Below are 26,084 nucleotides of genomic sequence, written 5' to 3' on the forward strand. Positions count from 1 at the left end.
GCCTGCAGCCTCGCGATCCCGAAACACGCCATGCCGTGACACTCGGGATCGCGGACGATACTGGCCTGCAGGTGGGGTTGCGGAGGCGCAACGATAGGACTGCATAACGTAAACGTCATGTAAACGCCGTCTCGTTGCTGAACATCCTGATTTATAAGCATTGTCCGGTCGCCTTGTGGGGGCGATGGGCCGTGTCGCCTCCCGCAACCAACAGGAGGAAATGACAATGGCCACATTCATCGGGACAGCTGCCAACGAAACGATCACGCCAGGCAGCGTTTCCGCTACGGTCGCTCGCTCGCCGACAGGGAGCTTCCCGGGAGTCGCAAACGACTCCATCAACGGCGGTGCGGGCAATGATCTGATCGATGCCGCTGGTGGTAACGATACCCTCCTCCTCGGCGGCGACGGCAACGACAGTCTGAGCGGTTCCGGCGGCAGCCGCACGCTTGATGGCGGGACAGGCAACGACACGCTGTTCGGCCTCGAAGGGGGAGACCTGCTGCGTGGCGGCGTCGGCAACGATAGTCTTGCCGGTGGCGACGGACTTGACACCCTCGCCGGTGGTGGGGCGCCGATCTGCTCAATGGCGGTGCCGACAAGTTTATCTACGCGGTGGTCACCGACTCGCCGCTCGGTGCCAACCACGACACGATCCTTGCTTTCGATGGTATCGGTGCCGCCGTCGGTGATCAGATCGATCTTTCGGCCATCGATGCCAGCACGCTATCCCGTCTTATTCATGACGCCGGCTGGGAGGTTGAGATTTTGGGCGACGCTGACTGATGGGACGAGCGTGGGCTTTCGGGTTTTCCCGGCTTGGTCGGATTGGATTTGATGGTGGTGTGGGTGGTTTCCGGGAGGGGTTCGGCGGGGCGTCTCTGGCCCCAGTGCTCAGGATCCGGCGAGGGCGGTGGCGAGGTGGCGAGGTGGCGGATGTGTATGGCGGTGACAAATTAGGCCACGTAGCGGCGGCGATTGGTGCTGCCGCGCCGGAGTAAAATCTGGCCAGTGGTTAGGCGGTCTCTTTTTTGTGGGGGCGGCCGGGGATGTTTGCCGTGGAAGTCTACGCCGCCGTTCGGCATTTCGTTTTCATCGAGGGCAACAGCCGGCGTGAGGCGGCCCGGGTGTTCGGGCTGAGCCGTGAGACGGTTTCGAAGATGTGCCGGTTCTCGTTGCCGCCCGGCTACACGCGAACGAAGCCGGTGAAGAAGCCGAAGCTCGGGGTGCTGCTGCCGGTGATCGACGCCATTTTGGAGGCTGACGGGACGGCGCCTTCGAAGCAGCGGCATTCGGCCAAGCGGATCTTCGAGCGACTGCGCGACGAGCACGGTTATGCCGGCGGTCTGACGGTGGTGAGGGACTACGTCCGGGTTGCTCGNGGGAGATTGCGGGAGACCTTCGTGCCGCTGGCTCATCCGTCCGGTCATGCGCAGGTCGACTTTGGCGAGGCGATCGGCGTGATCGGCGGCGTCCGGCAGAAGATCCACTTCTTCTGCATGGACCTGCCGCAATCGGATACTCCTTTCGTGAAGGCCTATCCGGCGGAGACGACGGAAGCCTTCCTCGACGGGCATGTGTCGGCATTCGCCTTCTTTGGCGGCGTGCCGTTGTCGGTGCTTTACGACAACACGACGCTCGCGGTGGCGAAGATCTGCGGCGACGGCAGGCGGGAGCGCACCCGGGCCTTTACGGAACTGCAGAGCCATTACCTGTTCCAGGATCGCTTCGGCCGTCCCGGCAAGGGCAACGACAAGGGCAAGGTCGAGGGGCTGGTGAAGTATGCTCGATCGAACTTCCTGACGCCGATCCCCCAGGCGGCAAGCTTCGACGATCTCAATGCCATGCTGGAAGAGCGCTGCCGGCAGCGACGAGGCGAACGCGCCGGTCGCCACGGCGAAACCATCGGCGAGCGTCTCGTCGCCGACCTCGAAGCCTTCCGGGATTTGCCGGCGGTGCCATTGGAGCCGAGCGAGAAGCGGGCGGCCCGTGTCTCATCGACCGCCCTGGTCCGCTACCGCGGCAACGACTACTCGGTACCGACGGCATACGGCTTCCGGGATGTTGTGGTGAAGGGCTTCGTCGACGAGGTGGTGATCCTTTGTGCCGGCGAGGCGATCGCCCGGCATCGTCGCTGCTATGGCACGGGCACCTTCGTATTCGAGCCGCTGCACTATCTGGCGCTGATCGAGACGAAGCCGAATGCCCTCGACCAGGCGGCGGCGCTGAAAGACTGGGATCTGCCGGAGGCGTTCCAGCACCTGCGCCATCTCCTCGAGGCGCGCATGGGCAACCGCGGCAGGCGGGAGTTCATCCAGGTGCTGCGGCTGATGGAGGCGATCCCGATGGAGATGGTGGCGAGCGCGGTCAGCGAAGCGATCCGGCTCGGCGTCATCGGCTTTGATGCGGTCAAGCAGATTGCTCTGGCGCGCGTCGAGCGGCGGCCGGCCCGGCTCGACCTGACGGCCTATCCACATCTGCCGAAAATGGACGTCAGGATGACGGCGGCGGCTGACTACGCCGTTCTCGTTCCCGGGACAACGGCATGACCGGCAAGGCGGGCGCTGATGCGATGCCGGCGGGAACGACAAGCGGCACACCGCAGGTTCTGCTGGCGCATCACCTCAAGCAGTTGAAGCTGCCGACCGTTCTGCGGGAATACGACAAGATCGCCCGCGAATGCGCACGCGACGGCGTCGATCATCCCCGCTATCTGCTGCGCCTGGTGGAACTCGAACTGATCGACCGAGAACGCCGAATGGTCGAGCGGCGGATCAAGGCAGCACGCTTCCCGGCGGTCAAAAGCCTCGACACCTTCGACTTCACCGCGATTCCCAGCCTCAACAAGATGCTGGTGCTCGAGCTGGCCCGCTGCGAGTTCATCCTGCGCCGGGAGAACGTCATCGCGCTCGGCAACAGTGGCACCGGCAAGACCCATGTCGGGCTCGCCCTCGCTCTTGCCGCCTGCCAGAAGGGGTTCACCGTCGCCTTCACCACCGCAGCCGCCCTCGTGCACCAGTTGATGGAGGCGCGTGACGAGCGCCGCTTGCTGAAGCTGCAACGCGATCTCCAGTCGGTGATGTTGCTCATCGTCGACGAACTCGGTTACCTGCCGCTGTCGCCGACCGGGGCGGAACTTCTGTTCGAGGTGTTCTCCCAGCGCTACGAGCGCGGCTCGACCCTCGTCACCTCCAATCTGCCGTTCGAGGACTGGACCTCGGTGCTGGGATCGGAACGGCTCACCGGCGCGCTGCTCGACCGCCTGACCCACCACGTCCATATCCTCACCATGAACGGCGACAGCTACCGGTTGAAGCAATCCGCCGGACGTCGTCGTCCCCCCACCGCAGCCGATCGGGCGGAGCAAAACCAGACCNNACCGCCGAGACCGTCGATCCCGAGACCGGCAAAACCAGCAAGCCCTGATCCCCGAGGCAAAGCCGACGCACGGCAAGGGGCCCGATCGGGCCCCTTGCCGTGATTGCACCGCTCTCGCCCAAATGGCCTGCTTTTACTCCGACACCGTGGCCCGGAATTGCTCCGCCGTTGACAGGCGGATCAGCGCCGCGTCTGGACAGGCGGCGGCGAAGGCGAGGCGGACGCGCGACGCGGTCTCGATGATGCGGGCACCGAGCTTCAGCAGTCGCAGTCGGAGGGTGGCGAACTCGGCGACCGCCAGGGCGTGCGTTTTCGGGATGGCGTCGCGCAACTCGAGGATGAGCCAGTAGGCAGCGGTATGCAGCAACAGTCGTACTTGGTTGGCCAGCGGCGAGCGGCAACTGGTGCGGTCCGAGGCGAGCTGGCTCTTGTGCCGTTTGATCAGGTTCTCGGCCTGACCGCGGGCGCAGTAGAGGACCTCGTAGACGTGCTCGGGCGAAGCGGCTTCGAGACTGGTGACGACGAAGCGGATGTCGAGGCCGCGGGTCGTCGCTTCGATGCGGGCGCACGCCCGGCGCTCCGTCTTCCACGGCTTCGCCCGGTAACGGGTCTCGGCGAAGCCGCGCAAGGACGGCCGCTTCTCCAGCGCCCGGCGGGTACGGATGTCGTCGGCGGCCTCGTCGACGAGGCGGTCGAGCATCCCGTTGCCGGGCAGGCCGAACAGATACTCGACGCCGTTCGCCTCGCACCAGTCCATCACCTCGGGCCGGCCGTAGTGGCCGTCGCCGCGGATGGTGAGGCGCGTCTGCGGCCAGCGGCGGCGGACGTGGCGGACGAGCCGGCGCAGATGGTCGCAGATTTCCTTGCCCGACGGCGTCTTGCCCGGGCGGAGGATCACCGCCACCGGGCGGCCGGCCGCGGTGTCGTAGACGTGGATCGGCAGGAAGCAGCGTTCGTCGTAATGGCCGTTGAACAGCGACAGCTGTTGATGACCGTGGACGACGTCGCAGGTGTCGTCGATGTCGAGCGTCACTGCGGCGGGCGGCGCCGGATAGCTCGCCAGCCACAGGTCGAGCAGGACCCGGGGCCGAGCCGGATGACGCTGCGCAGGTCGGGGGCGTTCTCTCANGCGCGAGACGGTCGGCTGCGAGCACAGGTCCCGTCCGCTATCCGGCAGCCGGCCGCAGGCGAGCTTGGACGCCGGATCGAAGCGCAGGCTGTCGAGATCGTCGGCGTCCTCCCAGCCGCAGGCGATGGCGAAGATGCGCGCCCGCAGAATGTCGGCGAGAGCGTGCACGGTCCGGCCCGGATCGCGGTGATCGGGGATCACCGCCGCCAGCTTGCCGGCGATGTCGAGCCGCCGCTCGACTTCGGCCAGCAGCATAACCCCGCCGTCCGAGCTGATCCGGCCGCCGTCGAAGGCGGCGGTGACCTTCTTGCGTCCGACGGCTGGAAACGAGAACGGCAGCGTCGTATCGTCGGTCATGGCGGATGTGGCCGGCCAGGATGTCGTCGAAGGGTTGGCTTCAGCAACCGAATCCTACGCCACATCAACCGCTTACGCTACATCCGCCAGTTCACCACGCCCGCCGTCGTGAATAAGACGGGCTAGCAGCCTGTCGGACTTGCGTCTCGGGCGTCGCCGGACCTGCGTAGGGATCGGTGCGTCGGCGCCTCTGTCAGCGCCATTTTGGGCGGTGCGGTCGCGCTGGCGCGCCTGCGGAACTGGCCGCGCAGGCTAGACGGCGCGGCTGAGGGCGAACATCCGCTTCAGGTTCCATGCCATGGTCACAAGCCTCCACTCGCCACGGGCGGCATTGAGCCCGCGCAGCAGGAACTGCCGGAACCCCAGCACGGACTTGATGATGCCAAACACTGGCTCGGGCGTCTGCTTGCGCAGGGCGTAGAGCGCGCGGCCCTGCGGCGTGCGCAGCCGATACGCCATCGCCTGAACCGGGGTGGGGTCTTCGGGCGCCGGTGGCGCCGCAGCGAAGCGCTCTTGCAGGCTGAGATGATGCGCCTCGCGACCAAGTGCGATCAGCGGTTCGATCCCGCCGGCCACACAGGCCTGCACATTCGCCTCGCTGAAGTAGCCATTGTCCGCCAACAGCATGTCCGGCCTGCCGAGCACGTCCGGCAGAGTGCCGATCTTGTCCAGCATGGGTGTAAGCTGCTGCTTGTCGTTGGGCGCCTGCACCACGTCGGCGACCACCACCAGCAGACTGCCCGCCGCCACCGCCGCCTGCGCATTGTAGCACTGCTCAAAACCGCCGCCCGCCACCGCCATGATGCGGCTTTCCTCGTCGGTCAGATTGATCTGATCCGTGGGCAGCGGCGTCGCCACCGGCGGCTTCGGCTCACGGCCCGTGGGCTTCTTGCCGGTGGCCGCTGCCTTGGCGTCCCGTGCTGCGAGTTTCGCCTGATGGTCTGCCTGCTCCCGTTCGAAGCGTTCCTTCGCGCGGGCCTCGATCTTCGCCCGGGCCTCGGCGAGCCTGGACAACCGTTCCTCACGTCGCGCCAGTTCGTCGGGGATCGACATGCCGTCAGCGATGTCCACCTGGTCCGCCGCTTCTGCCTTGGCCATGAGATCGGCCACTTCGGCCTGCAGTTGGGCCTCCAGCTTGCCCGCATGGTCATAGGACAGCGCGCTGTGCCGGCTGGCATTGGCGTGGACCTTGGTCCCGTCGAGCCCGACCGTTCCCAGCTTCAGCACGCCCATCTCGCGCGCGAGCACCAGCACCTGGACGAACAGCTTCTCGATCTGCGGCAGAAAGCGTCGGCGGAACGCGGCGATGGTGTCATGGTCCGGATGATCGTTCGCCGCGATGAAGCGGAACGCCACGCTGTCATAGGTCGCCCGCTCCAGCTTGCGGCTGGAGAACACCCCGGTGGCGTAGCCGTAGATCAGAATGCCCAGCAGAAGGCTGGGGTGGTAGGACGCTTCCCCAGAGCCACGGTAGCTGCCGGTCATCGGCCGCAGATCCAGCCCCGCGATCACCTCCACCACGAACCGCGCCAAGTGCCGCTGCGGAAGCCACTCGTCCACCGACGGCGGCATCAGAAATCCGCTGTCGCGGTCGATCGGGCGGAAGTTGCTCATGCCGAAGAGGTCCGGGCCGGGGGCGTGAATCCATGCCCGGATTCTATAACCCACAGCTCCGCCTCGCGTTAAGTCCGACAGGCTGCTAGCGCCAATGATCAAGTCCGGTTTGAAGTCGCGAAACTCTTCAAGTGACAAAGCCGGGGCGCCGTAAAGCAGGACGGAGAAGTGCAGTCGCGGATCGCCTGGCCCGGACACGGTGCGTGCTTTCTCCTTGTTGCCGAGTTTGGCGCTCCCATCCGCCCAGGCATAAAGCAAGATGACGTCGACCTCTCCCGATCGGCCCCACAGATCCAAAGTTCGCACATAAGCAAGAGCGGTGATGTCGAGCGTCACCTCGGCGTCAGTGAGAGGGATTGATGGGTCGGTGCCGAATGTACCCTTTGAGTAGGCGTAGCCACCGATCAGGAAGTTCAATCCCACCGGAGTATTGGAGAGTGCTCTCGGTTTGAGGTTCTGGGCATGGGCCTTATCGTTCGCCCCCGCCATTATCAACGCTAATAGCGTCACGCTGATCATATGACGAAAGCGGCGATGCAAGCTGCCCCTCAGTTGGCGACTGTATCGCTTCCGGTTACACGTCTCGGCGCCGCCGATCGCCGCTCAATGGTCATGTATAGGGCGCTACACCGCGCGCCCGTCTTCGCGTCGTCGGTGGATCAGAAGGCGTAGCGCAGCACGGCGGCTAGATCGGCCTTGCCGGGAATATCATCGCGTCGCGCGGCGATCACCTTGCCGCCCGCCTGTAGGGTGCGACGGGCGATCTCGTCCACCACGCCATAGTTCACCGCGTCCGGCGCGTCGTCTAAGGTGACGGCACCCTCGTCGTCAATGAAACCGGAAATGGTCGTGTCCATATCGACGATGAGGGTGTCGACCGCGCCATAGGTCGCCGCCCGCGCCGCCTGGGTGATGTCGGTAGTGGCCCGACCCTGCTGCGTGCGCTGGGCGTACAGTTCATGGAAGGCGGCGATGTCGCCAGCATAGACATTGTCAAGCACGGCCTGCGCCGCAGTTGCCAGTTCGTGGTCTGGTGTGCGGTCGGCGCTGCCGGGGATCACGTGCGCGGCGAGGTTGTGGTAGCTGCATACATGTCGGAAGACCGAGGCGAGCGGTTCGGCCGCGGCGATGATCAACGGCCGGTGCTGACCCGTCAGCACAACGCGCAGTGCTTTGTCGATCACGCGGCTATAGCGGGTCAGCAGGGCGTTCTCGCTGCTTTCCTCCGCTTTGTTCATGTCGCCGGAGCGTTCCTGGTGACTGCGCCGACCCAGCGCGTCCGCCATGCTTTTTGGCAGGCTGGGCACGGTAACCTCGCGCGGTGCGTTGTCCGGCGTCACCTCCACCAGCCGCACCGCACCCATGCTGAGGGCGAGCACATACGCAGTGTGCGGGAAGGTGACCGCGCGCAACAGCGGCTTGAGGTGGAAGCGATCGGAGACTTCGACGAGATTAGTGACGTGGCTGCCCAACTGGAAAGTGAGAATGCGCTCGGGTGTGGCGAAGATCGCCAGGCTATTGGCTTGGGTGACCCAGAAGTCGTCATCCTCGATCAGGTCAGTCACGTCGGCCTCGATAGGTAAGATGCTGCGCTTGTCGATTCCGGCTGCGGTCATTTCGTCAAGCGCGGTCTTGAGCAGGTTTTTCAACTCAATGCGGTTACTCTTTGTTTCTTGTGTCAGCGGCGTGGTCCGCAAATAGATTGACACGGCGGGCGTCGCTCGGATGTTGGCGAGTGTCACGATGTCGTGGGGTGTGGGCAAGTAAGTATGGAGCATTGCATGTCCTTGATCTGAGGCCGTGATCTGATGCTGGCGTCGCGATCATTCCGAGCGGTCGCGTCGCCGGATCTGGGTTTGGCCCCGACGCATCGTTAAGCTCGGGCGATTCAGATCCAGCCCTGTTTTTCTGCGGTAATCTTGATTTTGGCGGCGATGTCCTGCGCCGTGCGTTCGGCCGCGCCTTCAATCGTCTCCGAACCCGACACCTCGCCATAACCTTTCGTCGCGCTGGAGACGACGAGGCCAAGGGGATTGCCGGTTGCAACGGCGACGACAAGCGGAGCGGCGGCGCCAGGCGTCTTGCCGCTGCCTGCATCGACGGTGCCGGAACCCAGGGGGCTCATGCCCTGGGCAGTCATCACGAAGCCATTAACCACCGTCTGCAACTCAGCGCCGCCAGAACCGAAGCCGAGCCCCACACGCTTGGCGGCGCTGCCTGCATCGACGGTGGTAAAGTAGCCGATCAGCGCTATGTCGTTCACTTTCAGCGGCGGTTGGCCTGCTGCCCGCACCGCCGGCAGTCGCATGTTCTGCATCTCGGTTACCAGATCGCTGGCGATTGCGGCGCCCAGTTGACGGCCCAGCGCGTGTTGCTCCGCCGTCGGCTGCGTCGATCCGAATCCCGGGCCCGAGAGCTTAAGGCCGGGTGGAAGGTCGGCAGGGCTTGCGGCGAAATTGTATACAAGGATGCGGTCGGGTTTGACGAGCTTTCCCTGATAAGGCCGATAATCGCTGACTTCGCTTGAGGCGCAGCCGGCGAGTAGGATGAGCGCGAACAAACAAGCGGCGAAGCGACAAATGACCTTCATTACACTCCTTGCCAGTCGAGCGCAGGGCAACGCGGAGGCTTAACTCCGTTTATGGTCCTGGCATTTCGCTACACGAGCGCTGAAGGCCAGCGCCCCCAAGAGTCTTCCATAAGATTCCAATTATTATCGTAGTCAGTTCCCGTCGTGCTGTAAACACCGCTGCGAGTTGTCCCTGTTTACCGGCAGCGCACAACTAAGGCCAACGCGGGTATTTTCATTACCCTCGTTTTTGTTTTCATCGGTGGTTGCTCTGTACCTGCAGCATGTCCGGGCTTGCGTCTACGTATCGAGGCACAGGTGGTTTGTTTGGCGTAAGGAGCGGCGTTTGCGGAGGTCGGAAAATCCGCGTGGATGGTGACGTGGGCCAGTCCTTCTTCTCCAGGCGAAAGCACGCAGAGGACGGCGCGCTTGCCTCGCCGGTGGCGAATCGCGTATCCACTCGGCTATCAGCTGGGAGATGGAGTAGCAGCAGGGATCGCCGAGAAAGGGCGGGGCAATCCGGTACCGCCCCGTTTGTGGGTGGTTTTTCGTGAGTTGGGCGCCAGTGCAGGGTAGATTGACGTTTGTTAATCCGCTGCCGGCCCGAAAACGGTTATCTTCATGACGTGGCCGCGGGCGCGTCGGGACGCGCGAGCAGTTCGCGAGCGAAAGAGGGCAGCGGACGTGAACAAAGTTCTGAACCAGGAAATGCAAAGATTTTCTCGACCGGCGGGGGCAGAGTCGTCGTCGCGTCTTGCCGGTGCTGCCGGCTTTACCTTGCTGGAGATCCTTGTTGTCCTGGTGATTCTCGGCCTGTTGGCGGCGGTCGTTGCCGGCCCGCAGATATTTCGCCAGTTGGGGGCAGCTAAGTCCGAAGCGGCGAAGCTGCAACTGCAACTGGACCGGATCGGCGGGTCGCTCGACCTCTATCGCCTCGACGTCGGACGCTATCCGTCGCAGGCGGAAGGGTTGGCGGCGTTGGTGGATCAACCGGCAGGCGTGGCGCGCTGGAACGGTCCCTACCTGAAAAAACGCGAGTCGCTCACTGATCCGTGGGGGCGACCCTTCGGCTTTCGCATTCCCGGGCAGCACGGTGAATACGACCTGTGGTCCACCGGCGCCGACGGCATCGAAGGCGGCGAGGGAGAAAACCGCGACATCGTCAATTGGTAGCGGCTGCGGCGGCTGGGGGTGATGCAAGGATGGTAACAGGGTGTTGATGGCCGAATGACCGCAGGCCGGTTCCATCGATGGAGGTTGCCGCTGCTGCTGGCGGGCGTGTGCGTCCTGCTCGCCGGGATCCTGGCTTGGCAACTGAACGCACCCGCGCCGCAGCTAGGCAGGAGCCATACGGCGACAAAGGACGACGGCGAGGAGCGAGACGGCAGCCAGGGTGACGATGCAGCTGACAGCGCAGCCGCCGATATAAGCCAGCCCGACGCAGCGGCGGGCGAAAGCAACGAGGCGGCCGACACTGCAGGCGCTGATGACGAAGACGCGTTTCGTCTGCCGCCCATCGAGACCTTCTCAGCCATCATCGAGCGGCCGCTGCTCAACCGTTCGCGCCGACCGACACCGACGCAGGCGGAAGAGGCGGCGGGCCTGTCAACCAGCGAAGGCAAGTCGCCGTTGCTGCTTTCCGGGGTGATGATCGCTGGCAAACGTCGGGTGGCGCTGTTGCAGACCCGGGCATCGCCTCGAACCATTCGCGCCGAAGAGGGTGAGACGATCGAAGGCTGGAAGGTGGTTTCCATCCGACCACAGGCGGTGACGGTGGCAAGTGGCGCCACCCGCGAAGACCTCGCCCTGCCGGATCGGATCATCGCCCCAGGTGCGTTGGTGCAGACGCCGCCGCGCCAACCGGTGCGGCCGGGCGGTGATCCGAACCGAACCGCCAACGCTCCGCCGCCACGACCAGCGCCCGGCCAACCCACCGAGCAAATGCCCGGGGATGTGGATATGGAGTCACAATAGACGCGAGACCGGACGGCGTTCGGGATATATGCGCAAAGACGATGGCCGCAGAACGCCATCGCAGGCTAAAAGGTTCGGGGAAAAATAGGGCATATATTGGCGCTGAACGTCGCCTATTTGGGTTATCTTGACGGCAGGGGAACGGCATGGTCGACGGCGAGAATAGGGGGCCCAGGCCTCGGCGATCGACGATAAGCGCTTGGCACCGCGGCGCGACGGCATGCCGATGACGCGGACGTTTTTGCTCTGGCCAACTGCGCCCCGTCCTGACACCGCTTGCGGCGATGCTGCGGCCATGCGCCGCTGGCGGCGGTTTACCGCGCTGCTGCCGCTGTTGCTACTTTTTCTGCTGCTGGGCTGTGTTGGTTCGCCGATGTACGACACGCGGGTGTCGCCGACGTTGACGGGGACCAGCCCTTGGGCGACGCATCGGAGTGGACGGGGTCGGCGGCGGGGATGCGGCCGGTGGAGGCGCCGGCGTGGACGTCGGAGCGGTCGGCGGAGATGGTGCGCGGCTCGGACGTGCTGGCGCGGCCGCCAGCGGCGGGCGGCGGGTCGGCGGCGTCGGTGCAGCCGGCGGCGCCGGCGGCCAGGTGACGGTGAACTTCGTCGATGCCGATATCCGCGAGGTGGTGCGCGCCATTCTCGGCGATGCGCTGGGGGCGAACTATGCCATCGACCCGGCGGTGCAGGGGACGGTGACGCTGCGGACCAGCCGGCCGGTGCCGCGCGGCGAACTGCTCGGCATCCTCGAGGACATTCTCAGTTTCAACAACGCGGCCCTGGTGCGCAACGGCGCGGCCTACCGGGTGGTACCGGCGGACCGAGCGGCGAAGAGCGGCGGCGGCGTCTCTGCCGGCGGCAGCAACCGTGGCGCCGGGACGGGGACGGTGGTGGTACCGCTGCGCTATGTTTCGGCGGCGGAGATGAAGGGGGTGATCGAGCCCTTGACCCCGGCGGGGGCGGTGGTGCGGGCGGACCCGTCGCGCAACGTGCTGCTGCTGAGCGGCAACGCCGCCGAACTGTCGACGCTGCAGGAGATCATCGCCACCTTCGACGTGGACTGGCTNGGGGGGATGTCCTTCGCGGTGCTGCCGCTGCAGCAGGCGGAGCCGGAAACGGTGGTGGGCGAGCTGGAGGAGATTTTCGGCAACCAGGAGACGGGGCCGCTGGCCGGGGTGGTGCGCTTCGTGCCGATCAACCGGCTGCAGTCGGTGCTGGTGATCACCTCGCGCTCGCTCTACCTGCGCCGGGCGCGGGAGTGGGTGTCCAGGCTCGATCTCGGCAATGAGACGGTGGCGCGCATCTTCGTCTACTACTGCCAGAACAGCCGGGCGGCGGACCTGGCGATGGTGCTGAACGAGATCTTCAATCCTGGTGCGGCGACGAGCAGCCGGCAACTGGCGCCGGGGCTGCGCGGGACGCAGATCGGCGGCGGCAGCGGCACCACTGCCGGGCGCAACCGCCTCGGCAGCAGCGTCACCGGCTTCAGCAACACCGGCGCGGCATCCACCGGCGCATCGACGGGCACGACGTCCACCGGCGGGAGGTCGGCGAGTACGGCGACGGGAGCCGGTGGCGGTACCGGCGGCCTCGGCGGCCTCGGCGGCAGCGGTACCAGCGGGATCGGCGGCACGGCGGCGCAGCGGCGGCAGCAGCAGGCGGCGGGCGGCGCGGCCGGTCTTGGCGGTGGTTTGGGTGGCGGCCTTGGCGGTGGTGCCGGCGGCGAGGAGGCGAACCTGGGCGAGGTGGCGCCGGTGCGGATCATCGCCGACGACGTGAAGAATGCGCTGGTCATCCTGGCGACGCCGAAGGACTACCGGCTGGTGGAAGCGGCGCTGCGCAAGCTTGACGTGACGCCGTTGCAGGTGCTGATCGAGGCGACGATCCTCGAGGTGGTGCTCAACGACGCCCTGCGCTACGGCGTCGAGTGGTTCTTCAAGACGGGCAACAACGAGATCTCGCTGACCGGCCTGGCCACCGGTGCGGCGACGTTCACCCCGGTGGGGCCGGCGCTGTCCGGCTTCAACTATTTCCTCAACACCTCGGACATCAAGGTGGTGGTCCACGCCCTCGATCAGGTGTCGACGGTGAACATGCTGTCGTCGCCGCAGCTGTTCGTCCTCGACAACGAGACGGCGACGCTGCAGGTGGGCGACCAGGTGCCGATCGCCACCCAGTCGTCGACGAGCAACATCTCCGCCGATGCGCCGACGGTGAACTCCATCGAGTACCGCGACACCGGGGTGATCCTGGCGGTGACGCCCAGGGTGAACGCCGGCGGCCTGGTCACCCTCGACATCGTCCAGGAGGTGAGCGACGTGCAGACGCAGACCAACTCCAACATCTCGACACTGACCAACAGCCCGACCATCGCCCAGCGGCGGGTCGAGAGCACGGTTGCGGTGCAGTCGGGGGACNNGGTGGCGCTGGGCGGGCTGATCCGCGACAACCAGACGGCGACGTCGTCGGGGGTGCCGTTCCTGTCGCGCATTCCCTTCATCGGCTGGCTGTTCGGCCAGCGGGCCGAGAGCTCGACCCGCACCGAACTGCTGGTGCTGCTGACGCCCAGGGTGGTGGCGAATCAGGAGGAGGCGGGAAGGCTGACCGACGAGGTGAAGCGGCGGATGACCAACCTGTTTCCGCTGGAAAACCGCCCCCCGGCCCGCAGAGCCAGCGCTTCCTGCAACGCCGCCCCGCCGCAGCGCCGGAACCCCCGCCGCCGCCACCACCACCCGAACCGGCGGCGGCACCAACCGCTCAATCCCAAACCCAGGGCGCCTCGCCGGCACCGGGGTATCCGACGCAGGGGGATACCCGACGACGGNNCCTATCCACCGCCGACAGCGCTGCGGCCAGGATCCACCGTCCCCGAAGTCGGCCGCTCGGCGCCCACCAGCCTGCTGCCCGGGGAATGAGGTGGTTATCGCCGCGTGGGTGGGGTCGCAACCGGCAACGGCAACCGGAGGCATCCCGCCAGCGCGGCATGGTCCTGGTCGCTGCCCTGTGGGTGTTGCTGCTGCTGTCCATGCTGGCGGTCAGTTACAGCCTGACCGCCCGGACCAACGTCACGCTCGCCCGCAACATCGTTGGCGCGGCGACGGCAGAAGCGCTCGCCGATGCCGGTGTCCATCGGATCATCGCCGGTCTCGCCGGGTCGTCCGACCCGCCGCCCTTCCGCCTGGACGGGACACCCTATGCCTGGGCGTTCGGCAACGGCTGGGTGCGGATGGCACTGGAGGACGAAGGTGGCAAGATCGACATCAACGTTGCCGAGCCGAAGCTGCTCTCGGCACTGATGCAGACGGTTGGCATCCGGGCGAAACAGGCCGACGCGCTGGCTGCGGCGATCGACACCTACCGTAAGCTGGTCAGTGATGAAGGCGACGCCGACCGGAATAACGAAACCGGCGGCCAACCGGCGGCGAAGACGGCCGAGGCGGATCAGGAGAGCCGCCCCGCCGGCGCCGCCGACACCGAGTCGCCCAACCGGTCGATGGCGTTCGCGCTGGTGGAGGAATTGCTGCGGGTGCCCGGTGTCAGCGGCGATCTCTATCAACGGATCGCTCCTTTCCTCACCATTTACACCGGGGCCGAAACGCCAGAGGAGGACAACGCCACGCCCGAGGTGGTGATGGCGCTGCACATTGCCGAGTCCGGCGGCGCCGGCGGTGGCGCCGGGGTCAAACAGGCGGAACTGCAGGCCCGCCTCGATCAACGGCGATCGCAGCTGGGTGATGCGGTGCGCACACGTGAGCAAGGCAGCCTCGGTGGCGGTTCGGCTGCCGCCGGCAGTCCCCGCTCGCTTCTAGGGGATAGCGCGGCCGCGGCGAGGCAGGGCAATGGGACGGTGCTTGTTCACGCTGAAGCAATGACCGANGGGGGTAGCGTTTTTGTCCGCGAGGCGGTGATCCGCGTCAGCCTGGAACAATCGCCACCCTACGTCATTCTTGCCTGGCGGCACGGGCGGCGCTGGCTGTTCCCGCTCGAAGCGTCGGCTGCGGGCTAGCCTTTCCATATTGCGTGTGCGGTCTGGCATTTCGCTGCACGTGCGATAGGTTTATGCTGCACATCGTAATGACGACAGCTTCAGCCGGGCAGTGGTATGTGGGGTAAATTTTTCGGTGGCGTAACCGGTTTCGCCTTTGGCGGACCGCTGGGAGCGCTGTTCGGCGCTGCCGCAGGGCACGCGTACGACAAAGTGCGCGAGCTTGATGAGGAAGAGGCGGATCTGCCGCCGGCCGGCAGCGGCTTTGCCGGCAGTCGCGCGGCGAAGGAATCGGCGTTTGGCGTCGCGGTCATCGTCCTTGGCGCCAAGATGGCGAAGGTAGATGGCGTCGTCACCCGCGCCGAGATCGATGCCTTCAAGGCGGTGTTTCACGTNCCCCCCGGCGAAGCGCAAAATGTCGCCCGCATCTTCGACGCGGCCNNAAAGCGTGATGCGCAGGGCTTTGAGCCTTACGCCCGACAGATGGCGATTCTGTTTCGCAACGAGCCGATCATTCTCGAAGAGCTGCTGGCCGGCCTTTTCCAGATCGCCCGCGCCGACGGCGGCGTTTCCAGCGCCAAGCTTACCTTCCTGCGTCGGGTGGCCGAAATCCTCGGCGTCGACGCCAACCGCTTTGCCCGAGTGCGTGATCGTTACCTGCCGTCGTCTGCGCCCGATCCCTATCAGGTTCTCGGCGTCAGTGCCGACCTCAGCGACGATGAAATCAAGAAGGCTTACCGCCGGCTGATTCGCGAGCACCACCCGGACACCCTGGTGGCGCGTGGCCTGCCCCGGGAGTTTGTGATCCAGGCCAACGAACGAATGGCTTCGATCAACGCCGCCTACGACGAGATCAACAAACGGCGCGGCCTCAGTTGAGCGGCCGCGTTCGCCGGCTCCGTCCCTCCGATACTCTTGCGGCGCTGGTGGTGGTTCTCCTCTGGGGGCTCAACTTCATCGCCGGCAAGATCGGCTTGCGCGAATTGCCGCCATTTCTCATGCTGGCGGAGCGGTTCGCCCTGGTGGCGATGCTGCTGCTGCCTTTTCTGCGCCGTATGCCGCGCCAGCGCCTGCCACTGGTGCTGTTGTTGTCGATGGTGCTTGGTGTTGGCCACTTCGGTCTGATGTTTGCCGGTCTCGCCGGCGTCGATGCCGGACCGGCGGCGATCGCTATCCAACTGACCATCCCTTTCAGCGCCATCCTCGCCGCGGTCTGCTTTGGCGAGCGGATGGGCGTACTACAGATCGCCGGGTTGGGGCTGGCTTTTGTCGGCGTTTATCTGTTGGCAGGCGAGCCGGCGCGGCCGCTCAGCGTTTTTCATCTGCTGCTGGTGGTGGGCGCCGCCTTTGCCTGGGCCGTTGCCAACGTGGTGATCAAGCGGCTCGGGCGGGTGAACGTCTTCGCCCTCAACGGCTGGATGGCGCTCTTCGCCACGCCGCAGCTGCTGCTGGTGAGCCTGTTGGTGGAATCGGGGCAACGCCAAGCGGTAGCGGCAGCGGACTGGACGGCCTACGCGGCGGTGGTCTACATGGCCGTCTGTTCGTCGATCATCGCCTACGGCCTGTGGTATTACCTGATTGAACGCTATCCGATGAACATGGTGGTTCCCATGACCCTGTTGTCGCCGGTGCTGGCGGTGCTGCTGGCGGTGCTGCTGCTGGACGAGCCCTTGAACATGGCGACCATCCTAGGCGGTGTGCTGACGCTGAGCGGGGTGGCCATCATCGAGATGCTGCGGCCAGCGAGCGTCGAGGCGGAGCCGTTGCCGTGATCATTGAGCGTCCGTCACCCAACTTCGGCGATCGCGGCGGCCAGCCGGTGGATATGCTGGTCATCCACTATACCGGGATGGAAACCGCGGGCGTCGCCCTCGACCGGCTGCTGGATCCGGCAGCGCAGGTCAGCGCCCATTATCTGATCGACGAGGATGGCGGCGTTTACCGCCTGGTGGAGGAGGCGAAGCGGGCATGGCACGCTGGCGTCTCCTTCTGGCGCGGCGCCACCGACATCAATCGCCGCTCCATCGGCATCGAACTGGTCAATCCCGGGCACCGGTTTGGCTATCGCCCCTTTAGCGAGGCACAGATGGCGGTGCTGGTCGACCTCTGCATCGACATCGTCCGTCGCCATGGTATTCCGGCGCGTAACGTCGTCGGTCATTCCGACGTTGCGCCGCGGCGCAAGGAAGACCCGGGCGAGTTCTTCGATTGGCGGCGGCTGGCCGAGGCACACGTGGGCTTGTGGCCGGGCGAAGCCGACGCATGCAGCATGGACCCGGAGCACGTCGCGGCGATGCTGGCCGCCATCGGCTACGAGACGGTGGATCGGCTGGCCAGCCTGCGTGCCTTCCAGCGCCATTTCCGCCCTGCTCGCGTCAATGGTCGCATCGATTTCGAAACGGCGCGCCGGCTGCAGGCGCTATGCGCGCTGTGTGAGGCAGACAGCGCGCTGGTTACGGACTAAGGTTCGGCGCCCGTCCGCGACAACCGTCGCCAGTGATCGTTCCCGGCGGGCAATCACCGGAGGCAAGGATGTCCCGCAGCCTTATTCGGCTGACTCTCATCACAGTCGCAATGGCGACGCTCGCGGCAGCACCGTTAGCGGCGGCGGAGCGCGAGCTGACGCCACTGGATACCAAGCTGTCCGATGCCGCGATCGACGCGCGGATTCGCTTTATCGAGGAGCGGCTCGACGCCAGCAAGATGCATGGCCAGATCTGGTATTGGAGCTGGTTGAGCGTCAACAGCGTCTCGGCCGTCGGCCTTGGCGTTTTTGCCGGTCTCGCCGACGATAAGGACGATCGGGTCAACAACGGCGTTAACGCCGGCATCGCAGCGTTGGGCGTCGTCGACGTGCTGTTTCGCCCCTTGCAGGCGCGCCTGGGTGCGTCGCCGGTCAGCGGCCTGCCGGAGGAGACGCGCGAGGAAAAGATCGACAAGCTGCGCGCCCAGCGAGGCGTTGTTGCAGGCGAATGCCGAGCGGGCGGAGGAGCGTACCGATTGGCGGATGCACGCGGGGAGCCTGGCGTTGGCCGGGGCAGCGGGATTGGCGATCGGCCTAGCCGGCGATCCGGTGGACGCAGCGATCTCCGCCGCCGCCAACGCCATCGGCGGCGTGGTCTATCTGCTTTCGGCACCGGCCGCTCCGCCGCCGACTGGCGCGATTACCAAAAGATGACGGGCAAGGATGTCGTCACCACCGATATCCGCCTCAGCGTCAACATGCTTCCGGGCGGCGGCCGTCTGGGTCTCGCCTATACTTGGTAGGGTGCGGCGTGAACCGCCCCACCCCGATCCGTCGCGCAGACCTGAAAGCTCCGCTTCGCCAAGTCGATCGCCAAGACATGAACTTCTGGCATGTGTCCCTCTTTCCATTGCGCCACCGTGGCGCTGACCAGCATCGTATGATGCCGGCCGAAGGGGGCATCCACCCCATCAGTTCAGTCTTCTTTCTCGACCGGCTTTCACGCAAGGTGAGCTCCTTGGCGAGAAGGGCAACGAAGCGCGTGCCAATGAGGGCTACCCACGGTGCAGGATCAGCAAATAAGCTGTCGAGTCTAATCCTTGATTAGGGAGCCTTACGCAGCTCCTTCGCTGCGCCTTTTGCCAGCGGTCGGGGGCTCGATTGGTAAAACTGCAAGGTAGTGCAGCCTTTTCACTTCCCGTCTGCCAATCGTCACAGTATCGAGAACGAGACCGCAGGCGAGGGCCATAAACGCCAAAAGCATCAGCCCAGTCGAAAGTACTGCGGTCGGAAGACGTGGCACTAGGCCGGTCGCGAAGTAGTCGAGGAAAATTGGGATAGCGAGCAGAATCGCCGTCACCGCGAACATCGCGGCGATGCTGGCGAAGAACTGCAGCGGCCGCTCTTCCTTAATAAACAGCAGGATCGTGCGGGCGATGCGCACGCCGTCACGTAGCGTATTGAGCTTGCTCACTGAAGCGCCCTGGCGCGCTCGGTAGGTGGTATCGATTTCGCGGACCTTCATCCGCAGTTCGAGCGCGTGGATCGTCAACTCGGTCTCGATCTCGAAGCCGCTGGAGAGCGAGGGAAACGACTTGACAAAGCGGCGCGAGAAGACGCGGTAGCCGGAGAGCATATCGCCGAACTGCCGGCCGAACACGGCGCCAACCATGCCGGTGAGCAGCCTGTTACCGAAACGGTGGCCGAGGCGATAAGCCGCCTGCTCGCTCGTCACCCGCGCTGCATTGACCATGTCGAGCTGCTCGCCGACGAGGGCCGTGATAAGCTCCGGGGCGCGGCTGGCGTCGTAGGTGTCGTCACCATCGACCATGACGTACACGTCAGCATCGATGTCGCCGAACATCCGGCGCACTACGTTTCCCTTGCCCTGTAACGGCTCCCTGCGAACAATCGCTCCAGCAGCGGCGGCAATCGCAGCTGTGCTGTCGGTCGAGTTGTTGTCGTAGACGTGGATCGCCGCAGTCGGCAGCGCGGCGCGGAAATCGGCGACCACACGCCCGATCGTGGTGGCTTCGTCGTAGCAGGGTATAAGAACAGCAATTTTAAGCTGCCGCTGCTCGATCCATCCCGTAAACACACGACCTTCTGTGACCATCGCCTGCTGTGCCCCTCCGCGTTGTTGCTCTATGGGAGCCATTATCGGACCGCCGCTTTCCCTGTTCTAGCTGCCGCCTGAGACAGTCTCGGCCTTAGTGAGGCTCGTGTGGGTATATGATGCCCCAGGCGAGTGAGAGGGGCGGTAGGTCGGCCGCGGTTCGCCAAGGCAGCACGATATTTGGCTGAACCTCCATTGTCGGGAATAACTGTTTTGGATCGCTCCCGGAGAGCCATCCAGGGTAAGTTCCATAAGCCTTGAAGTCCGCTTCCGGGTTCCAGACCACCAAGGCGCCGCGTCGGTTGACGTCCTCGATGTCGATCCACGGGGAGTCGGCGGCAGTCCCGTTACGAACAACCAGCGGATGATCCGGGGAGAAGAAGCTCACATGGCCAGCGATCCACTTGCTTCCAATTACGTAAGCGATGGGAGTGCCGACCTTCGCGTGCCACGACCGGGTCAGCACTTCCGCCAAATCCTCCGCTGGAAACGCCGACTCTTTCGCATTACGGGCGAAGAGATGTGCTCCTGGCCTACCGCTGAGATGGGGAGCGAGAGTGTTTGCCGCCGCGTAGGCAGTGGCAACGAGCCCGAAGGTCATGACCCATGCGCCAAGAAAGCGTTTAAGCCCTCCTTCGCTGACCGAGGGAACCACGAACACCACGGCAAACAAACCGGTGAATGACCACATGGCATAGCTCCAATGAGCCCTGAACCACATGCCGGTCAATGCGGCCAGCGTCCACGTCACGACAATCGGTGCGAGCGCAAAAACGGCAACGAAGCGCCGATCGAACCGGGTCGGTGTTCCCGCGAGCACGATCGACTTCGTGACGTGTCTGGCATCCCGCAGCGCAATGACCAGGAGGGCCGCAAGAGCGACGAGGCCCAGTTGGCTGATTGTGAAGCCCCCGAGCGCGGCGAAGCGCTCGGCGATCCCATCCGTCCTGCGGGCGCTCTCAGCAAATCGGTGAACCGTTGGTAAGTTATGGGTGAAAATCCACCAGAGATGCGGAGAAAGCAGGAACAAACAGACCGCTGCTGTCAGATAAGGACCCGCCTTCTGCAAGCATCGCCGCGCCTGCGGCTCGATGAGTATGAAGCCGATCATGACCAGAGCCAGGATTGCGCCGACATATTTCGCGTAGGCGGCGCCGGCAAGCCAGACTCCCAACAGCAACCAGTCGAGGCGGCGATTGTAAAGGAGAGCACGGTATAGGGACCACGTCGCAAGCGTCCAGAATGGGACCACGATCAGGTCGGGAAAGAGGTTCGGCGTCATGAAATTGAAGAAGACGACGCCTTCCAGGCTCAGAACCGAGACGAAAGCACCGTTGGGTGTGACAATCAGCCGGGCGAGCAGCCAGACGGCAAGAAAGCCGACCGCGATGAGTAGCTGGCTGAGGAGGTAGATGGCCCACCGCTGGTAGCCCACGAGAGAATCCGTAGCACCGATGATCCAAGCCTGCAGCGGCGGGTGAATGTAGCTGAGCTGCCACCCCTGGCCCCAGATCACGCCTTCGACAGTGTCGACGGGCAGCGAATGGGTAAATATCAACGGTAATGCAGTCCAGACAAGAACGTGTAGCGACAGAAAACCGAAGAAAAATAGCGCTAGCGACTGGGATTTCTCCCCGTCGAGAGATAAAATTCGAAGCGTACCGGCGGTTATTGTCATAAAATTACCTAGTCATTGTAGAAAGATATCGCACGCATGCCATACATAATATATCTATCTAATTAATTCCATAAATATGTGTAAAGTTTATATAATAATTATGTCTTCACTTAGACACAAAATATTTTATATTTAACATGATGTTGTGCAACGCCTGTCATTGATTGTCCGATTAGATCGGTATGTTGTAGGCAGCAGCGTGCTGGAGGGTGCCGCCGATGTCGAGGAGGGAGCGGAATGACGTTACTCCCGGACTCCGGACCGGTCGGTTAAAGTGCCGACCGATTTGGAGGGGTGCGATGACCAAGCAGACGAGGCGGTGGTTTCCGCCGGAGTACAAGGAGTAGGCGGTTGCACGCCTGTTGGCGTCGCAGCGCTCTCGGAGGTAAACGGTTTTCCGCCATGTAGCCATTCTTTCGCATGGCCACACGCCGGATAGCGGAAGTCCGCCGGCGAGCGCACGATGAACAGCCAAGCCGCGCAGGCGGCTTCATTCGGGAAGCGTCGCTGTAAGTCGATGAGCGAGGTCGGGACGTCGGACATGGCGAAGCCTCGGGAGCCGGCGCGCTCGCTCTTCGTTCCTATCGACCAACGCCACCTTTGTCGCTACATCTAGCCGTGCCGGAGGCAGAAGGATAAGCCCTCATGTTATTCTTTGGCTACAAGACGATAGGCACGACACTTGATGTTTCCCATTCTGAAATGGGTGACAACGGCAACCGACCTTTGATCTGACGGGCTTCTAGTTCCACATCGTAACAAATTTTCCAATTTACAAATTTGTAAAGTTACAAGGCGACAAATTTGGGCAAGTCTGTTCGCCTTGGTTGTCTCTAAACTGTGTCTAGTGCTTACAGGGGATTGATAATCTGTTGTTATTCGGCGGCGGAAAGGGTGGAAGTGCTGGCGGATCAGGTCATGAGCGGAGAGGAAACATTGTGCTTGCCACGGCGACTTGAACCGCTGCAGCTGTCGTTCTCATCATCGCGTCGGCTAGTACGAGTTCTCGGCTCGATTGTTGAGATAGCGGCTCTGCCGGTGCTGAACACCTTTGAGGGTCTTCTTCCGCGCCGCGGCATAGCGCGGCAACTTGTCGGTAACGATCGCCCACAGCACGAAGCGCAGCTCTTGCAGCAGCTTACGGAAGAGCCGCTTGATGATTCGCATCCGCTTTGCGCAGGCTGCCCTGGCGTTGCGGCGGCGCTGAACGAGGATACCGAGGACCACCTCGATCCTGTCCACCGCGCGCCAGAGATCGTGCCGGACGCTACGGATCCTGATGAACACTTGATCCAGGTACCACCTGTATCCCGGCCCGCCCATCCGCGCCACCACCGGCTGCTAATTTGACAATGTCGTTTCTGTATCAAGGTCGTAACACGCCGTAACAATACGTGCGTTGCACTAGTTGCACCTTTGGTGTGTATGATTGGAACCGGGTGTCACTTAGGAGTTGTGCGACCTGAGTAGCTGAGTAAGAAAAGACACCATGGTTTAGCCGGGTGATAGGTTGCTAGCAGCGTCGAGTGATTTCTCTTTGCGAAGGCGGGTCGGCTGACGGGCGCCAAGTCTCCTACTTCTTGCTCTTCGTACCCCGCCACTGCCCGAACACCGGGCAGAGGTCAGTGCGATTGAACTCGCATCCTGCTATCTGATGCTCGCAAAGGACAAAATCATGCTCCAGGCCCTTGGGACCAATCCGCATCAGCAAATGCGAGTTGGTGAGTTCGAGACATTAACGGAGGGCCTTGATTGGGCCGCGCGCGGCAAGACCGGATTTAACTTCTTTTCCAGTCGCGGCCAACTCGTTGCTTCGCTCAGTTACGCCGAACTACGTGAGCGGGCACGCGACCTCGCATCGCGCTTCGTCGCTAGCGGTTTTGAGCGCGCCGACAGACTAGCAATCATCGCCGAAACGACGGTTGATTTTTCGGTGATATTNTTTGCCTGCCAGTATGCGGGTCTAATCCCGGTTCCGCTACCCCTGAACCTAAGCGTCGGAGGCTATCAGGCTCATATCGAGCGCCTTCGAGGCATGCTCAAGTCGGCCTCGCCGGTTGCCGCCGTCGCCTCGACCGAGCTGATCGGGGCGCTCAGAGAGGCGGCGGGCGGCTGTGCGGGGCTGCGCATGATCGGTTCGCCGGACGACTTCTATGGCCTGCCAGCCGGAAACGGTACGCTTCGCCCATTCGACAAGGATGATCCTTGTTACATTCAGTACTCGTCCGGCAGCACGACAGAGCCGAAAGGCGTCCTGGCAACCCAGAGGGCGGTGACAAGCAACGCCCGGGCGATTGGCCAGTTCGGGTTGCGCCTCGTTCCCGGTGACCGTGCGACGTCTTGGCTGCCGCTTTATCACGACATGGGGCTCGTCGGCTTCTTCATTACGCCGATGCTGTCGCAGGTCACCGTTGACTATATGTCTGCCGTCGCCTTCGCCCAGCGACCCTTGACCTGGTTGCGACTGATCTCCACCTTCGGTGGCACGATCTCTTTCAGCCCGACGTTTGGCTATGAACTCTGCGTTCGCCGCGCCGGTCGCGAGCCGGCTGACGGGCTCACGCTCGGACAGTGGCGNATCGCCGGCGTCGGTGGCGACATGGTCCGCCCGGAAGGTCTCGACCGGTTTACCGAGACGTTCGCCGCATCGGGTTTCGACGCTGCCGCCTTTCTGCCGAGTTACGGCCTTGCCGAAGCAACGTTGGCGGTGAGCTTCTCGCCACTGCGGAGCGGCGTCCGCGTTGACGTGGTCGATCGAGCCGCCTACGAGCGAACGGGACGCGCCGTCCCGCTTGCCAATGGTCGCGCAACGGCTCGCGTGGCGACGGATGCGGCCGCGACGGAGCGTCGGTTTGCATTCTGCGGCCGGCCGCTGCCCGGATCCGCGATTGAAATCCGTGACGATATGGGGCGGGTACTCCCCGAGCGGCAGATTGGTCGTGTTTACGTCCGCGGACCGAGCTTGATGCGGGAGTACTTCGGCAGGCCCGACGCGACACAGGCCGCGCTCGGTCCGGACGGGTGTCTCGATACCGGCGACATGGGCTACCTCGTCGATGGCGAACTCGTCGTCACCGGCCGCAATAAAGACCTGATCATCGTCAAAGGACGCAATCTCTGGCCCCAGGATCTTGAATGGGCAATCGAACGGCTGCCGGATGTGCGCACCGGTAGCGTTGCCGCCTTTTCCCTGGGGCAGGGGGAGGAAGACGAACGCGTCGCGATTGTCGTCGAATGCTACCTACAGGANTCGGACCTCCGACGGAGGCTCAGGCAGGATGTCGCCTCGACGGTCCATCGAATCGCTGGTGTGCATGCCGAAGTCGCCGTCGTTCCGCCTCGCTCGCTGCGATTTACCTCATCCGGGAAGCTCAGCCGCGCGGCGACTCGGTCGCAATATCTCGAAGGTCACCTCAAGCGGTTGACCGACGAGCCCGAGCCCGTCGCGATTGCGGCCTCGGTGTAGCGCTCGCTTGATGCTGCTGTCCGGTCCGCTGTCCGAATGGCCTCATGTCGAAACCAATGCCGACGAAGCAAGAGCTGATTGCCGTAACCGGTGCCAGCGGTTTTATTGGCGGCACCCTCGTTGCCTCGCTGCTTCGGCAAGGCTGGCAGGTTCGCGCCTTGCTTCGCTCACCGGCGCAGCGGCAGCAGGTCGGCGCGCCAGAGGTTGTCATCGGTTCACTTGACGATGCAACAGCACTCGAGCGCCTGGTCGATGGCGTGAGTACAGTCGTTCACATCGCGGGTCTCATCTCTGCAGTGCGGCGGCAGGATTTCTTCGACGTCAATGCCCTGGGTACGGGGCGACTGGTCGACGTTATGCTTGCCGCGTCGCCAACACCTCGCTTGCTTCTTGTTTCGTCGCTGGCGGCGCGGGCACCGCACGTATCCGCCTACGCGGCGAGCAAACGCGCTGCTGAACGTCAACTGGAAAAGTATCAACGTGCCCTCGAATACGTAGTGGTGCGTCCGCCCGCGGTTTATGGTCCGGGCGACCGGGCGACGCTGCAGCTCCTGCAGTTGATTTCACGGCGCTTGGCGCTGGTTCCGGCGTCGCCGGCTTGCCGGTTTTCCCTCCTCTATGTCGATGATCTGGTGGCCTTGCTGACCGACTTGCTACGACAGCCGACATGGCAGGGTACGGTCCTGGAGCCGGACGATGGCCGCGTCGGCGGCTACGCGTGGCGAGACGTAACCGACATCATCGGAGATTGTCTCGGCAAGCCAATTCGCTGCATGTTTCTCCCGCAGCCGCTGCTGCTTGGCGCGGCTTGGCTGTTCGAAGCCGCGGCACGGCTGCGCGGCCGATCGCCAATGCTCAGCCGCGGCAAGGTTCGGGAGCTTTACCATCCGAGTTGGGTTAGCGAACGGAGCGGCTCGACCGAGGTCGGATGCTGGAAACCACACGTGGCGTTCGGTCAGGGGTTTCAACAGGCTTGGCAATGGTATGGCGACGCGGGTTGNGCTTTAGGCCACCGCGAAGCCCGGCATTCCTTACAAATTCGTAAGGCCCGGCTGCTATATCAACATTGCTATGTTAGAGGGATAGGTTATCATAAAACTCATGGTAGAGAAATCGGATATACTTCTGGCTCTTTGCGAACTTCTTGAGCCGTACAACAAGCTTGGGAAGCCGCTTACCAGTGAAACCTTGCTTGCGTCAGATCTGGAGATTGATTCTGTCGATATGATGAATCTGACGATGGAAGTGGAAGATCACTTCAACGTCGACATCCCTATTAATGCACTTGCGGAAGTAAACACCATCGGTGATTTAGTCACCCTGCTCATGCAGAGGACAGGCGGTAGTTGAG

Annotated in this window: 21 protein-coding genes; 14 read left to right on the plus strand and 7 right to left on the minus strand. The window is 63.8% G+C overall.

Annotated features, from left to right (window positions below):
- Positions 1 to 226: 226 nt before the first annotated feature.
- From HQ394_RS20485 to istB, 3 genes are all read left to right on the plus strand, one after another.
- Positions 227 to 838 carry a calcium-binding protein gene (locus HQ394_RS20485; protein ID WP_263053717.1) on the plus strand — a complete coding sequence of 204 codons (612 nt, stop codon included), beginning with the start codon at positions 227 to 229 and terminating at the stop codon, positions 836 to 838.
- Positions 839 to 1,049: 211 nt separating this feature from the next.
- On the plus strand, positions 1,050 to 2,549 hold the full coding sequence (gene istA, locus HQ394_RS10795) for an IS21 family transposase (protein WP_190260254.1): 1,500 nt from the start codon (positions 1,050 to 1,052) through the stop codon (positions 2,547 to 2,549).
- A 23-nt stretch (positions 2,550 to 2,572) separates the two neighbouring features.
- On the plus strand, positions 2,573 to 3,481 hold the full coding sequence (gene istB, locus HQ394_RS10800) for an IS21-like element helper ATPase IstB (RefSeq protein WP_190263263.1): 909 nt from the start codon (positions 2,573 to 2,575) through the stop codon (positions 3,479 to 3,481).
- A gap of 30 nt (positions 3,482 to 3,511) precedes the next feature.
- Here the strand turns inward: istB and HQ394_RS10805 are convergent, their stop codons facing one another.
- From HQ394_RS10805 to HQ394_RS10820, 4 genes are all read right to left on the minus strand, one after another.
- Positions 3,512 to 4,864 (minus strand): IS1380 family transposase, encoded by a 1,353-nt coding sequence (locus HQ394_RS10805; protein ID WP_223291517.1) that lies wholly within the window; start codon positions 4,862 to 4,864, stop codon positions 3,512 to 3,514.
- A 252-nt stretch (positions 4,865 to 5,116) separates the two neighbouring features.
- Positions 5,117 to 6,478, minus strand: coding sequence for an IS1182 family transposase (locus HQ394_RS10810; RefSeq protein WP_190260069.1), 1,362 nt, complete (start codon positions 6,476 to 6,478; stop codon positions 5,117 to 5,119).
- 659 nt (positions 6,479 to 7,137) lie between these two features.
- A complete protein-coding gene (locus HQ394_RS10815; protein WP_223291518.1) occupies positions 7,138 to 8,256 on the minus strand; it encodes a baeRF11 domain-containing protein in 1,119 nt (372 codons plus the stop codon).
- A 110-nt stretch (positions 8,257 to 8,366) separates the two neighbouring features.
- Positions 8,367 to 9,038: a DUF4410 domain-containing protein gene (locus HQ394_RS10820; protein ID WP_190260256.1), complete on the minus strand. Its 672-nt coding sequence runs from the start codon at positions 9,036 to 9,038 to the stop codon at positions 8,367 to 8,369.
- Positions 9,039 to 9,731: 693 nt separating this feature from the next.
- On the opposite strand from HQ394_RS10820, the gene gspG reads away from it, so the two are divergent.
- The 8 genes from gspG to HQ394_RS10860 all read left to right on the plus strand — a co-directional run bounded on the left by gspG (position 9,732) and on the right by HQ394_RS10860 (position 18,276).
- Positions 9,732 to 10,220, plus strand: coding sequence for a type II secretion system major pseudopilin GspG (gspG, locus tag HQ394_RS10825; protein ID WP_317628939.1), 489 nt, complete (start codon positions 9,732 to 9,734; stop codon positions 10,218 to 10,220).
- A gap of 54 nt (positions 10,221 to 10,274) precedes the next feature.
- Positions 10,275 to 11,021, plus strand: coding sequence for a hypothetical protein (locus HQ394_RS10830; protein WP_190260258.1), 747 nt, complete (start codon positions 10,275 to 10,277; stop codon positions 11,019 to 11,021).
- 599 nt (positions 11,022 to 11,620) lie between these two features.
- Positions 11,621 to 13,939 (plus strand): type II secretion system secretin GspD, encoded by a 2,319-nt coding sequence (gene gspD / locus HQ394_RS10835; RefSeq protein WP_456151586.1) that lies wholly within the window; start codon positions 11,621 to 11,623, stop codon positions 13,937 to 13,939.
- 311 nt (positions 13,940 to 14,250) lie between these two features.
- Entirely contained in the window at positions 14,251 to 15,030 is a 780-nt protein-coding gene (locus tag HQ394_RS10840; protein WP_456151587.1) for a hypothetical protein, read from the plus strand.
- A gap of 96 nt (positions 15,031 to 15,126) precedes the next feature.
- Entirely contained in the window at positions 15,127 to 15,888 is a 762-nt protein-coding gene (locus tag HQ394_RS10845) for a TerB family tellurite resistance protein (protein WP_190260261.1), read from the plus strand.
- Entirely contained in the window at positions 15,885 to 16,781 is an 897-nt protein-coding gene (locus HQ394_RS10850; protein ID WP_190260262.1) for a DMT family transporter, read from the plus strand. Before HQ394_RS10845 ends, HQ394_RS10850 begins: the two co-directional genes overlap by 4 nt.
- Complete coding sequence (locus tag HQ394_RS10855; RefSeq protein WP_456151588.1) at positions 16,781 to 17,473, plus strand: N-acetylmuramoyl-L-alanine amidase; 693 nt, start codon at positions 16,781 to 16,783, stop codon at positions 17,471 to 17,473. Before HQ394_RS10850 ends, HQ394_RS10855 begins: the two co-directional genes overlap by 1 nt.
- A gap of 68 nt (positions 17,474 to 17,541) precedes the next feature.
- Positions 17,542 to 18,276, plus strand: coding sequence for a hypothetical protein (locus HQ394_RS10860; RefSeq protein WP_223291519.1), 735 nt, complete (start codon positions 17,542 to 17,544; stop codon positions 18,274 to 18,276).
- Between the two features lie 311 nt (positions 18,277 to 18,587).
- Here the strand turns inward: HQ394_RS10860 and HQ394_RS10870 are convergent, their stop codons facing one another.
- The 3 genes from HQ394_RS10870 to HQ394_RS10880 form a co-directional block, all read right to left on the minus strand.
- Positions 18,588 to 19,631, minus strand: a complete 1,044-nt coding sequence (locus tag HQ394_RS10870; RefSeq protein WP_456151417.1) for a glycosyltransferase family 2 protein — start codon at positions 19,629 to 19,631, stop codon at positions 18,588 to 18,590.
- Between the two features lie 52 nt (positions 19,632 to 19,683).
- Positions 19,684 to 21,267, minus strand: coding sequence for a glycosyltransferase family 39 protein (locus HQ394_RS10875; RefSeq protein ID WP_190260264.1), 1,584 nt, complete (start codon positions 21,265 to 21,267; stop codon positions 19,684 to 19,686).
- A gap of 993 nt (positions 21,268 to 22,260) precedes the next feature.
- Positions 22,261 to 22,590 carry a DDE-type integrase/transposase/recombinase gene (locus HQ394_RS10880; protein WP_190260265.1) on the minus strand — a complete coding sequence of 110 codons (330 nt, stop codon included), beginning with the start codon at positions 22,588 to 22,590 and terminating at the stop codon, positions 22,261 to 22,263.
- Positions 22,591 to 22,942: 352 nt separating this feature from the next.
- Between HQ394_RS10880 and HQ394_RS10885 the strand changes: the two genes are divergently transcribed.
- From HQ394_RS10885 to HQ394_RS19915, 3 genes are all read left to right on the plus strand, one after another.
- Entirely contained in the window at positions 22,943 to 24,733 is a 1,791-nt protein-coding gene (locus HQ394_RS10885) for a fatty acyl-AMP ligase (protein ID WP_190260266.1), read from the plus strand.
- A gap of 56 nt (positions 24,734 to 24,789) precedes the next feature.
- Positions 24,790 to 25,881, plus strand: coding sequence for an NAD-dependent epimerase/dehydratase family protein (locus HQ394_RS10890; protein ID WP_190260267.1), 1,092 nt, complete (start codon positions 24,790 to 24,792; stop codon positions 25,879 to 25,881).
- A complete protein-coding gene (locus HQ394_RS19915; protein WP_223291521.1) occupies positions 25,835 to 26,083 on the plus strand; it encodes an acyl carrier protein in 249 nt (82 codons plus the stop codon). Before HQ394_RS10890 ends, HQ394_RS19915 begins: the two co-directional genes overlap by 47 nt.
- Position 26,084: the final 1 nt, after the last annotated feature.

The organism is Defluviicoccus vanus (genome assembly GCF_014672695.1).
Classification (GTDB): domain Bacteria; phylum Pseudomonadota; class Alphaproteobacteria; order Rhodospirillales; family Defluviicoccaceae; genus Defluviicoccus; species Defluviicoccus vanus.